The sequence below is a fragment of the Clostridium sp. Cult3 genome (assembly GCF_021655115.1).
GTDB lineage: Bacteria > Bacillota > Clostridia > Tissierellales > Tepidimicrobiaceae > PPXY01.
On the sequence record NZ_PPXY01000063.1, the window covers coordinates 16268 to 28421 of the forward strand.

11 protein-coding genes are annotated in these 12154 nt (G+C 36.1%); 1 reads left to right on the plus strand and 10 read right to left on the minus strand.

The window, feature by feature from the left end; translation table 11 throughout:
• Position 1: 1 nt before the first annotated feature.
• From C3E88_RS11610 to C3E88_RS11645, 8 genes are all read right to left on the minus strand, one after another.
• Entirely contained in the window at positions 2-973 is a 972-nt protein-coding gene (locus C3E88_RS11610) for an ABC transporter permease (protein ID WP_236910349.1), read from the minus strand.
• A gap of 20 nt (positions 974-993) precedes the next feature.
• On the minus strand, positions 994-1746 hold the full coding sequence (locus C3E88_RS11615) for an ATP-binding cassette domain-containing protein (protein ID WP_236910358.1): 753 nt from the start codon (positions 1744-1746) through the stop codon (positions 994-996).
• A 178-nt stretch (positions 1747-1924) separates the two neighbouring features.
• Positions 1925-2761: a 3-methyl-2-oxobutanoate hydroxymethyltransferase gene (panB, locus tag C3E88_RS11620; RefSeq protein WP_236910350.1), complete on the minus strand. Its 837-nt coding sequence runs from the start codon at positions 2759-2761 to the stop codon at positions 1925-1927.
• Entirely contained in the window at positions 2751-3737 is a 987-nt protein-coding gene (locus tag C3E88_RS11625) for a P1 family peptidase (RefSeq protein WP_236910359.1), read from the minus strand. The genes panB and C3E88_RS11625 overlap by 11 nt, the downstream gene beginning before the upstream one ends.
• 23 nt (positions 3738-3760) lie before the next feature.
• Positions 3761-5392, minus strand: a complete 1632-nt coding sequence (locus tag C3E88_RS11630) for an OPT/YSL family transporter (protein ID WP_236910351.1) — start codon at positions 5390-5392, stop codon at positions 3761-3763.
• A 21-nt stretch (positions 5393-5413) separates the two neighbouring features.
• Positions 5414-6328, minus strand: coding sequence for a ketopantoate reductase family protein (locus tag C3E88_RS11635; RefSeq protein WP_236910352.1), 915 nt, complete (start codon positions 6326-6328; stop codon positions 5414-5416).
• Between the two features lie 4 nt (positions 6329-6332).
• Positions 6333-7673 (minus strand): branched-chain amino acid transport system II carrier protein, encoded by a 1341-nt coding sequence (locus C3E88_RS11640; RefSeq protein WP_236910353.1) that lies wholly within the window; start codon positions 7671-7673, stop codon positions 6333-6335.
• 26 nt (positions 7674-7699) lie between these two features.
• The gene (locus C3E88_RS11645; RefSeq protein ID WP_236910354.1) at positions 7700-8941 is read right to left on the minus strand and encodes a M20 family metallopeptidase; all 1242 of its coding nucleotides are present in this window, start codon (positions 8939-8941) and stop codon (positions 7700-7702) included.
• Between the two features lie 208 nt (positions 8942-9149).
• Between C3E88_RS11645 and C3E88_RS11650 the strand changes: the two genes are divergently transcribed.
• Complete coding sequence (locus C3E88_RS11650) at positions 9150-9905, plus strand: IclR family transcriptional regulator (RefSeq protein ID WP_236910355.1); 756 nt, start codon at positions 9150-9152, stop codon at positions 9903-9905.
• Between the two features lie 70 nt (positions 9906-9975).
• On the opposite strand, the gene C3E88_RS11655 is transcribed toward C3E88_RS11650, so the two are convergent.
• Positions 9976-10881: a N(4)-(beta-N-acetylglucosaminyl)-L-asparaginase gene (locus C3E88_RS11655; RefSeq protein WP_236910356.1), complete on the minus strand. Its 906-nt coding sequence runs from the start codon at positions 10879-10881 to the stop codon at positions 9976-9978.
• A gap of 21 nt (positions 10882-10902) precedes the next feature.
• The gene (gene mtnA / locus C3E88_RS11660; protein WP_236910357.1) at positions 10903-11943 is read right to left on the minus strand and encodes an S-methyl-5-thioribose-1-phosphate isomerase; all 1041 of its coding nucleotides are present in this window, start codon (positions 11941-11943) and stop codon (positions 10903-10905) included.
• Positions 11944-12154 lie beyond the last annotated feature (211 nt).

Below are 12154 nucleotides of genomic sequence, written 5' to 3' on the forward strand. Positions count from 1 at the left end.
ATTATCTAATCTGTATCTGTCTTCTTTGTCTTATTTCTGATATGGATACAGATATGATAATAATAGCCCCTATAAATAACTGTTGATAATACGAAGAAATACTCAATATAGTTAAACCATTTCTAACAACTCCTAAAAGAAGACAAGCTATTACTGTACCACTAATACTAGCTTTTCCTCCTTTCATAGAAGTTCCTCCTAGTATAACAGCAGCAATAATATCTGATTCAAGCATAAAACCTGCATTAGGTTCTGCTGCATTAAGTCTAGATGTAAATATCAATCCTGCTAACCCAGCAGTTAAGCCTGAAAACATATAAACTGTTGTCTTATAAACATTGACAGGCACCCCTACTCTTCTTAAGGCTTCTTCATTCCCCCCTAGAGCAAGGATATACTGTCCCCATTTAGTATATTTAAATAAAAATACAGAGAGTATAACCATAGATATGGCTAGTATTATTGGAGGGTTTACCTTACCTAAGTCCCCTTTCCCAAAGTATGTAAATTGGGTGGGAAAACCATATATGGGCATACCCTCTGTAATTACCAAACTAAGCCCTCTATAGAGGGACATACTCCCTATAGTCACTATAAAGGGAGCTATTTTTAATTTAGAAATTATAATTCCATTAAAAGTACCTAATATTCCACCTATTAATACACCAATAATAGATGACAAAACCACTGACACACCGCCCTTTAGTAATAGCCCAATACATATACCAGTCAATGCAACAACGCTCCCAACTGATAGATCAATACCACCAGATGAAATTACAAAGGTCATTCCTATGGCCATTATCAATTGCAGTGAAGAGTGATCTAGTATATTTCTTATATTGGTCCAAGTGAGAAAAAAAGGCGATTTTATTGACAAAAATATAACTAATAAGGTTAAAATTCCAAGTAGAAACAATTGGGTAAAAGGCTTGTCTATGCCATTAGACTCTTTATCATATCTTTTAATCAATATATTCACTCTTTCTCAAATTAATTTTTAATCCCAACACTAATCCTTTCCCTTAGCTCCTCTGGTGTAATTGCCGATTTCATTACATCATCAACTATTTCACCATGTTCCATAATAAATATTCTATCGGCTATATCATATACCTGATAGATATCATGACTTATGATTAGTACTGCAAATCCCTTATCAGGCAATGATTTTATCAAGTGATTAGTTGCTGTAGATTCCTTTACCCCCATAGCAGCTGTTGGCTCGTCAAATATTATTAGCTTCTTCCCCTGATAAATAGCCCTTGCAATTGCAACAGATTGTCTCTGGCCTCCTGATAGATAACCTACAGGGGTTTTTAAATAGGGGATATTTATATTGAGCTTGTTTAAAAGCTCCTCAGTTTGTCTATACATTTCATCATAATCTAAAATAAAACCAAATTTAGTTATCTCTTTTCCGAGAAAAATGTTTCCCGCCACATCCCTAAAGTTGTCTAAAGCTAAGTCCTGATAGACCGTAGCTATACCCGTTTCATAAGCCAGTTTAGGTGTCATATATTTGTAACATTCATCTTCTATATATATATTCCCACTATCTGGTCTTAAAGTACCTGACAAAATCTTAATAAGAGTGCTTTTGCCAGAACCATTGTCTCCAACTATGGCGGTAACTTTATTCTTTTCAATTTCCATAGTTACATCCCTTAATGCATCTACTTTTCCAAAGCTCTTTGAAATATTCTCCAAGGATGCAAATTTTGTTCTATACTTTGACTTCTCCATAGCTTTCACCTTTATACCCCCATGGTATTCAAATCCTTAGTCATTTTAGCATAACCATCTCCTTTATTCCAATAAGAATAAGCTATAGTAAAAAACATTGTATAGATTTTATTAATACTAATATAAAAACCCACCTTCAATCTCGATATTTTACCAAGATCAAGGTGGGTGATTCTTTTTACTTTAATAGTTCGTCTAGGACTTCTTGTTTCATATTGAAGCTATGAACATCTCCAGGAAATTTACCTTCTTGAACTTCCCTTCCATAGCTATTAAATGCTTCTACTATCATATTCCCAACATCAGCATACTGTTTAACAAACTTAGGTACAAATTGGTCAAACATTCCTATCATATCCTGAGTTACCAACACCTGTCCATCACAATATACTCCTGCCCCAATGCCAATTGTTGGTATTTCTAAGGTTTCGGATATAATTTTTCCTATTTGGGCAGGTACACATTCCACTACTACAGAAAAAGCACCTGCTGCTTCAACTGCTTTTGCGTCTTCTAGTATTTCCTTGGCTGCTTTTACATCTTTTCCTTGTACTTTAAATCCACCTAATTGCGAACTAGTCTGAGGGGTCAATCCTATGTGAGCCATTACTGGTATTCCTGCATCAACTATTGCTTCTATCTTATCGGCAATATTTACTCCTCCTTCTAATTTAATACAGTCGCAGCCACCTTCTTTCATCAGTCTTATGGCATTTTCCACTGCTTTGTCTACGCTGACATTATAGGAACCAAAAGGCATATCACCAACTATAAAGGTATTAGGGGCACCTTTAACCACTGGCTTTATATGGTGAATCATATCCTCCATAGTCACACTAATGGTTCCTTCATATCCTAGTACCACCATTCCCAATGAATCCCCTACAAGGATTAATTCTATATCCGTCTTATCCACCAGTGCTGCCATTTGATAATCATAGGCTGTGACCATCCTAAGCTTTCTACCCTCTTCCTTCATTTTTTTGAAATCTAAGGTTGTTATTTTAGTTTTCATTTTTATGTCCCCTTTCAATGATGCTGCTGTATGCCTTAAACCCATAAGCCGATTCAGCACTCTTAACTGCATTTACCACTGCTCTTTCCATAGTTCTTGCCGCCAAAAATCCTACCACATTTATATCCGCTTCTACCTTACCTGTGGCCATAGTAAATATGGTATCCCCATCGAATATGGAATGAGCTGGTCTCATGGATCTAGCATAGCCATTGTGGGACATAGAGGCTAGTTTGTTCATCTGGGATTTTGTAAATATTCCGTTAGTAGCTACCACTCCTATGGTAGTATTACCACTAAATATATTTTTCTTTTCATTATACTTTATTGCCATAGTATCTTCTGTTCCAATTAATGCTTTTCCATCCTCATCTAGTAAACCAGCCAATATCTCTCCCGTTTCTGGATCGATTATATCGCCTAGAGCATTAACTGCTACTATAGCTCCCACTTTTAAATCTCCAACTTGTATAGCATAAGATCCTAGTCCACCTTTCATAGCTCTTTCTATGCCTAAAAACTTTCCTACTGTAGCACCAGTACCAGCCCCTACATTGCCATTGGGACATTCCATATTCGTAGCATTTACACAAGCTTCATAGCCCATTTCTAAATCTGGTCTTACCCTATGGTCTCCCACTACCAAGTCAAACAATACTGCACTACATACTATGGGTACCTTTGTCACCTGTACATCAAATCCAATATCCCTTTCTTCTAGATATTTCATAGCACCTGAAGCAGCATCTAAGCCAAAGGCTGATCCTCCTGACAACATTACTGCATGAACTTTATCCACTAAATTTTGCGGATCTAATAGATCCGTCTCTCTAGTCCCAGGGGAACCTCCTCTTACATCTACCCCGGCAGTAGCCCCTTCTTCACATATTATAACTGTACAGCCAGTTCCCGCTTCTACATCCTGAGCATGGCCTACCTTGATACCTTCAATATCTGTAAACTTAATCTGTTGCAAGTTCATCACTTCCAATTCCCCCTTTATGCCATTGTTAACACCTGAATTATAGCTATTATTACTCCAGTAACTCCCTCTCCACCTAGTAATCCTGATGAAATTATGGTACCTTTCTCCAGTGCCTCAGGTTTTATCTTTTTAACTATTAAGTGGATCAATCCACCTATAAATGCAGTAGTTGATATAAACATTGGTAGATATATTCCTATTCCTAATGTCATTCCCGGTATATTGAGTAGATATAGCACTAATCCAATTACAAGTCCTCCAATAAATGCTCCTGAATTCGGCAAACCACCTACCATGGTTGATACTGCATATGCTTGAGGTGCTGGTAATTCAGTTCCTGGTCCCATTTCACCATAGGCTTTAAACATTACGAACATCACTATAACAGATACAACAGAACCTATAATACCCCCTATCGTTTCCGCTATTAGTTGTGCCTTAGGATCTGTTTTTAAAATATAGCCAGCTTTAAAATCGTTCAACACATCTCCAGCTAATCCACTAGCTACAGCTACAACTCCCGCTACTAAAAATGCTTCTACTCCACCTATCTTAGTAACCCCTTTAACTACCAACAAAACTATGATTCCAAATATCTCCATTGGGTTAATACCTGTTTGACCTGTTATAGAAGCTGCCATAGCAGTTGTTAACCATACCCCCACTATAGTCAAAACCGATGCAACAAATCCCATGTTTGTAAATACGGTTAGCAAAAAAGCTACCACTACAAACAGCATAGGCACCCATTTCATATTAACTCCGCCTTCCCTTGCTGCTTTTCCACTTACCATTGGTCCATATATTTCTTTTGCTTTAGGTAAAATCCCCTTTACTAAAATACCTATGCCAGTACCAACCATAAGTCCAATCCCCAAGCTATCCTTAAATGCGGTGGCTACTTCAACATCAGCAAACCATCCTGCACTTACTCCCACTGGTATTATGAAAAAATAAGAAATTACAGCCCCCAAAAACCATACTCCTGTAAATAATGGTCCAATTAAATATCCTATCCCTACAGCCATAGGAGACACCCATAATCCAAAGAATATATTTTTTGCTGCTAATTTTGTTGAAAGCCAAGCTCCTGGTATCTTACCAAACCCATCTCTAATCGCTGTAAATACTGCAGTTATCCCTAGAGTTGAAAATAATGTTTTAGCTTTATCTCCCCCTTCATCACCTGCAAGGACAGTTTCCGATGCAGCAATTCCCATAGGGAATGGCAATTTCTCTCCTTCTATAAAATATTTTCTTATCAGTGCTGTAAAAATTACTCCTAATATAGTTCCAGAAAGGGTAACAACTAACAGTGAAATGAAACTAACTTCGGCACCCTTATCCAGCATCCAAATTCCTGGTATAGTAAATGCTAATCCTCCTGCCACCATACCCCCTGCTGACATAGCTGTATGAGTCACATTTATCTCATTTAAATTAGTGTCCTTCATTGCCTTTAATATAGTCATTGACATTACGGCAACAAAAATAGTTGGCCAAGGCAATGCCCCCATCCTCAAAGCTACATACATAGAGCTAGTAGTTATAATAATAGCTCCGATAGCACCAATTATCATGCTTCTCAGTGTTAATTGCTCTTTAAAACTCTTAGCATACCTCATATCATCAGAAACCTGTTTCATCTCTTTACCTCCCTCTTTTATTTATATTCTTTCCTTAACCTTGATCATATTTGTCAAAACCTTATTTACCGGTGTCCTTATGCCTAGTTTTATGCCTTCCTTAACTACAGCTCCATTTATCTTGCCTATTTCAGTTTTTCTTTTGTTAATTATGTCCTGTAGCATAGAGGATTTATTTTCAGCAGTGTTTTTTGCTACTAGAATTACATTTTCGATTATTTTTCCCTCGTCAAAATCCATTCCCAATCCATTGGCTACCTGAACAGCTTCAGATACTGCTAGAGTCAGTATTTCTCTTGTTTCTTCATGGTCTAACAACTCCCCATTTCCGATCTCCAATATTCCAGTTAAAGCGTTAATCCCTACATTTACAAATAGTTTTGACCATATTAGTTCCAATACATTATCAGATACCGTAGTTTCAAAACCAGCTTTCTCTAGAATCCTTTTAATTTCCAGTAAAACTTCATCATCTCCGCCTTCCGTAATACTACCTATATAGGTCTGACCTTTACCTGCATGTTTGATAATACCAGGTCCTAGCAATGTTGCACCATGGGAAGTAGTCCCAACTATTATATTGTCTTTAGATATATGCTTTTCTATATCATAGAAATTTCCATATCCATTTTGAAGAGTTAAAACCTTAGTATTTTCTCCGATTATGGATAGATTGTCTTTTATGGCAGCTTCCGTATGTATTGATTTTACAAAAATAATTGCTAAATCTACTTTGTTTAGTCCTTTAGAACTAGTGTATGCTTTAGGTTTTGTTAGTATTTCTTCTTCCCCTTCAAATATTATAAGCCCTTTATCATTTATCTTATCCACATGTTCTTTCCAAATATCCACTAAATAGACCTCATTGTTTATTTTGGACAGATAACCGCCATATAAACTTCCCATAGCACCTGCGCCAATAATAGCTATTTGCAATATATCACCTCCTTGCTGGAATTTTTTGAAACTTATTATACATAATAAATCCACCAATAGATGTGATTAGAACTATGGTTACCCAACCTAATCCATATTGAGACAGAGGAAATATATTGTATACCTTATTCAAAATAATAGGAGTTTTCCCAAACATACTCATGTAACTTAATAGACATTCAAAGCTTCCCCAAATAAAAGCTCCTATAGAACTATATCTCATAGAAAACAATCCTCTCTTCTTATTGATTAGATCTGGTATCAAACTATAGTATAGAGTTATAACTATTGCTGGTGGATATACAGCCTTTAATAGTGGTTCTGTAATTTTTATTATGGTTCCTAATCCTGTAGAACTGACTATAGCAGATACTATCAAAGTCAATATTACCGCCTTTTTATAATGGATTTTATCCTTAGTTATCTCTACAATGAATTCAGCAGTGGCTGCGCTTATACCTGTAGCCGCAGATAATGCTGCAAACAACAATCCTATACTAAATACAGTGCCACCTAAAGGCCCCCAAAGCTCCATCACCACCTGAGCATATAGAGCAGAATACTTTATGTTGTTGAATAGATCCCCTGTTAAAGAGCCTATTAACATATGGCCTAGATGGGTTAAGGTTAGCATCCCAGTACCAATAAGGCCTATCAATAGTAAATATCTATTGACATTTTCCTCCTTTATTCCCTTCATTTTTAAATTATTTATGATGATCACCCCAAAGATTAGAGCACAGGGCAATTCCATAGTTGCATATCCTTGTAAAAAGCCGTATACAAAAGGCTGCTCTTCATATACCTTTGGTCTCCAGGAAGCAAGGGGTGAAATAAATCCCTTGGCAAATATTCCTATTACAGTTATTAATAATATAGGTAGTAGTATCTTGCTTAGTTTATCTACAGTTTTCTCCTTATTAGATACAAACCAATACACTATTATGTAATATATAATAGAAAAAACTAATGCTGGTAATATACTAGACGGCTCAAAATTAGTTATTTGTAAAAAAGCCTCCCAAGCTGCTGCACTCATCCTTGGAATGAGAAACAAAGGCCCTAGCACTATAATGGTTATGCTACAAAATATATTGACAAATCTATTGGAAACCCTAGATGATATGGAGTAAAATGTACCCTTTCCCCGAGACAATGCAATGTAGCCTAACAATGGAAAGAAGATCCCAGTTAGATATACTCCTAAAAAAGCTATTAGTACTGAGCTCCCACTTTCCTGTCCCCAGGTCATAGGCCAAATCATACTAGCTGCTCCAAAGTGCATTGAAAATAGTGCCCCACCCATTAAAAATAGTTGTGCTAAAGGTAATTCTGTCTTTTTCATTCTGTCAAATCCTTTCATTGTTCAATTTATTCGTTTAAATAATATAAAGCTGATAGTATATATATTTTTGCTGTCTCTATAATATCATATATTTCACACCATTCATCTACCTGGTGAGGAACTTCTCTATCTCCTGCCCCTGTCACGATTACGGGTATACCTTTTTCTACTGCTAAAAAAGTGCCATCTGTGGCTCCAGGAACCCCATTATATATAGGTTCTTCCTCCATTATATCCTTATAAGCTTTAGCTACTGCCTTAACAACAGGCTCGTCTTTAGAAGTAGTCGTATATGGTCTATCGTCTAAAACTTCCATATAAGCATCAAACTTTTCGTCACCATACCTATACCGTTCCATAAATCTATCTAATATCCCTTGTATCTGTCTCTTGATAGCCTCATGGTCTTGCCCAGGTACAGTTCTAATATCTAATGTCATGTACGCATCATCTGGAATTACATTAATTTGAGCTACCCCTTTTATTGGAGCCTGTATCATAGTAGGTGTAATACTTGGCCATCCCAGGTATTCATGTTCTCCTAATCTATCCTTTTCAAAGTTTTCTAGTCTTCTCAACTCATTGATTACCTTTCCAACAGCCCAATTTGGGTTATTCCCTGTTAGGGGCATACATCCATGAGCCATTTTCCCTTTGAAAGCAATCCCTATGCGAATAGCACCTTTCTGATATATACATAGATTCTTCTCTTCCGGTTCACATATAATAGCAGCATCTACATCATCTGCCCAACCTCTTCTTATAAAATCCTTTATCCCTATCATCAACCCCTCTTCATCAACAGGGATACATAGCATAATATTTCCTTTAAATTTTTCCCCTGAATCCTTTATTGCCTTGACTGCATATATGGCAGCTGCTAGATTTTGTTTGGTATCACAAGCTCCTCTTCCATATATTCTCTTCTTCCCATCTACTTCTATGATTTTTCCACTAAAGGGATCATAGGACCATTTATCTATATCACCAGGCGAAACCACATCTGTATGTCCTTCAAATAATAATGTTTTTCCTCCTTCCTCTCCCCTTAGGAAAGCAATTACATTAGGTCTACCAGGAGCTACTTCTTCTATATATACTTCGAAACCTTCTTTACATAAAAACTCATATATGTATTTAGCAACTTCCTCTTCATTAGCCCCTTCTACATCTGGATCATATACGCTCTCTATTCTAATCAGCTCTTGGGTAAACGTTATCATTTCCTCTGCTTTAAGACTATCTAACACCTTTTGATACTTTACCATCATAATGCCCCCTTGTATACTTTGTTCCTCATTGTGGAATGTCATATTGCAGTGTGGTATACTTAGAATCATTATAGCAAATATTTTGAATATTGGCAATGCCTAGCACTGCTTTATTTTTAAATATTCATAATATATTGCTAATATAACTTTGATTTTGATATACTTGTAATTAATAATAAAAATTGCTTTTTTGGAGGTAATGTTTTTGGATGAAAAAATATTAGATAGAAATATTATCAAATCCGTGATCAAAGCTTTCAATCTTCTAGAAATCTTAGTAGAATACGAAAAATTAGGAGTAAGTGAATTAAGTGAAATAACTAAATTAGGCAAGAGTACTACCCATAGAATGTTAAATACTCTAAAGTATTTAAACTATGTAGAGCAAGACCCAGAAAGCGGAGATTATTTTGCAACTATTAGGCTGTTTGAATTAGGCAATAAAGTAGCCAACAAAATGCCTATTAAAAAGATTGCAAGACCCCATTTAGAAGAATTATTTAGCAAAACCAACGAAACCATAAATTTAGGAATACTAGATGGACAATCCGTTCTTTATTTAGATAAGATCGTTTCTAAAGAGCCACTGAGAATAGAACTAGATATAGGAATAGATGTCCCCATCTATAGCAGCGCCTTAGGAAAAACCTTAGCAGCCTTTAACGAAGATATAAATTTAGAATCAATAGAATTTGTCAAATACACTGAAAACACTATCCACTCCTATGAAGAATTTATAAAGGAATTAGAAAAAATAAAAAAACAAGGCTATGCCTTTGATGATGAAGAGTATATTAAGGGCCTTGTATGCATTGCTGTTCCAGTATTAAATTTAGATAATAAAGCTGTAGCAAGTGTAAGCATCTCCTTACCCGCTGCTAGGCTAAATGAAAAAAATTTAGATTATTATGTAAAAATACTAAAAAAATGTACCAGAAATATAGAGAAGCACCTACTCTAATAAAATAACTTTCTTTTTTGGTGCCAGGCACCAAAAAAGAAAGTTATTTGTAATATGTTTGTAATATACTCTACCTTATCAGTTCTATCTCCGTTCTTCCATTATTATTCCTAGCCAAGTAGACCGTTGGCTTTAAATCATTAGTAGCTACTACAAAGCTGAATTCTTCTATATTAGTAGCTGCACCCCATTGTCCTTTATTATTCATACATACTACAGAAATATCTCCAGCTTTGCCCCGTCTTTTTATTAATTTGTCATTAAATTTTTCCACTGCTTTCTCTGCTGCCTCTTGGGGATTATGTCCTTCGCCCATGAGCCTTACTATTTCATAGGATATACATCCCTTCATTATATCTTCACCAAGACCCGTGGCTACAGCACCACCTATATTATCATCTACATAAAATCCTGATCCTGGTATAGGGGAATCCCCTACCCTACCTTTCTTCTTCATAAAAAGACCCGATGTGGAAGTTCCTGCACACATTTCTCCATCCACATCTAAGGATACCATTCCTACAGTATCATGGCCTTCATAGGGGCTAAGGCCTTCTTCAATTATCTTCTTCTTTTTTTCATCATATATACCTATAGATTCTTCAGTAAGCATGTTTTTCTCTTCAAATCCATTAGCTAGGGCATACTTTTCAGCTCCAAATCCAACCAAAAAACAATTAAATCTTTCAAAACTTAGTTTTCTTGCTATGGATATGGGATTTTTAAAATTTCTAATACCAGCTACAGCTCCTATGGATAGTGTATCTCCATCCATAAAGGCAGCATCCATTTCAACTTCACAGTCTTCATTAGGCAAGCCTCCATACCCTACAGATCTATACTTTGGATTATCTTCCACCATCTTTATGGCCTCTTCCACCGCATCAGCTGAAGACGCCCCCTTATTTAGCCCATTAGACCCTTTAGCAATACCTTCCAGAGCCATCTCCCAAGTAGCTATTATTCCCCATTTCATATATATCACCTCATTTTAATACTATAATGTTACAAATAGTTTTTTCAAATTTACATCATATGGTGCTCTTACTATTCCCTTTTCTGTAATTATTCCATCAATTAGTTCATTAGGTGTTACGTCGAAGGCAGGATTATATACTTTTATATCTGAAGGTGCTGTTTGTTTGCCAAAACCGCATATTATCTCTTCCCTATCCCTTTCTTCTATGACTATATCTTCTCCCGTTGGAGTATCTAAATCGATAGTAGTAGTTGGTCCAGCTATATAAAATGGAATATTGTGAGCCTTTGCAAATAGTGCTACGCCATAGGTGCCAATCTTATTAGCTACATCTCCATTTGCAGCAACTCGGTCACAACCAACTATTACTACATCAATCCATCCCTTTGACATAACCATAGCTGCCATATTGTCCGTAATCAGGGTTACATCTACACCGGCTTCATTTAATTCAAAGGCAGTCAATCTAGACCCTTGTAGAAGTGGTCTCGTCTCGTCGGCAAACACTTTTATATTCCACCCTTTTTCCTGAGCAAAATAAATAGGTGCTAAAGCAGTCCCATATTTAGATGTAGCTAAAACTCCAGCATTACAATGAGTTAAAACTGTAGCCCCATCTTTTAAAACCTCTATTCCATTTTCTCCAATCCTCCTACATATCTCTTCATCTTCCCTTTGTATACTTATTGCTTCATCTACTAATATCTTCTTTATTTCTGCTACTGGCTTTTCCCTGTTTTCTAAAGCCTTTTTCTCCATCCTATCCAAGGCCCAAAATAGGTTTACTGCCGTTGGCCTTGATGAACCAAGATACTCCGATACCTTTTTAAGTTCATGGTAAAATTTATCAAAATCCTCTTCTTCTAAATCCTTTATCCCTAAAACTACACCATAGGCAGCGGCAATTCCAATTGCTGGGGCTCCCCTAACTTTTAATTTCTTTATTGCATCGAAGCATTCTTCTACCGTTTCTACTGCAATTATTTCATTTATGGTTGGTAGTTTTGTTTGGTCGATAATGTATAGTTTTCCATCTCTGTACTCTATGGTCTTTAACATTTCATCTCTCCCTTGCAAAGTATTTGATTATCCTTCTAAAAAAGCTCTTATGTAAGATTTTATAATATAATACCTAAAATGCAACATAAAAAATCCCTTGCTTTGGGATATTCCAAAGCAAGGGCTCATATTCCAATTTAATTAGCAGGTACTAATATCTTTTGACCTGGGAATATTAGATGTGGATTCTTAAGTTTATTGTACTCAGCTA